This is a genomic window from Streptomyces colonosanans (genome assembly GCF_001866645.1).
Lineage (GTDB): Bacteria > Actinomycetota > Actinomycetes > Streptomycetales > Streptomycetaceae > Streptomyces > Streptomyces colonosanans.
This window is the reverse complement of record NZ_MLYP01000143.1, coordinates 1-596: the sequence shown is the minus strand read 5'-3', so window position 1 is coordinate 596 and position 596 is coordinate 1. Positions and strand designations below refer to the sequence as shown.

At 70.1% G+C, this 596-nt stretch carries 1 protein-coding gene; it reads left to right on the top strand.

Annotation, left to right across the window (positions count from 1 at the left end; genetic code table 11):
• Positions 1-2: 2 nt before the first annotated feature.
• A partial coding sequence (locus tag BIV24_RS30810) for a transposase (protein ID WP_281247791.1) occupies positions 3-596 on the top strand: 594 nt, incomplete at its 3' end.

Genomic DNA, 596 nt, shown 5'->3' with positions numbered 1-596 from the left:
GGATGTTCGGGCACCGGGCCCGGCTCACGCTGACGCCTGCCCAGGTCCGGGTCCTGGACGGCCAGGCCCACGCGGCGCGAACAACGTGGAACCTGCTGCACTCGTGGTGGACGATGCTCCCCACGAGCCGGCGGAACCTGGCCGCCGCCGACGCGGCGATCCGGCAGGGCCGCAAAGACCTCGACTGGCTCGGCGCACTGCCCGCGCAGGCCGCACAGGCGGTCCTCAAGACGTACTTCCAGGCGTGGAAGAACTGCTGGGAAGGACGGACCGAGGCCCCCAACTACAAGCCCCGCATGCGCACGGCGATGAGCGTCGACGTGCCGCAGGGACGGGACTTGCAGGTCACGCGGGTCCACCGCCGGTGGGGCATGGTCAACATCCCCAAGCTCGGCCGGGTCCGGTTCCGCTGGACGAAGGACCTGCCCGTCAGCAAGCACGCGAACGCCGACAACCGGATCACCGGCGCGCGCCTGGTCAAAGACGCCCTTGGCTGGCACATCGCATTCCGCTTCCAAACCTTCGAAGACGCCCCCACCCCGCACACCGGCCCGGAAGTCGGTATCGACGCCGGAGTCGTCATCCCCCTGGCCCTC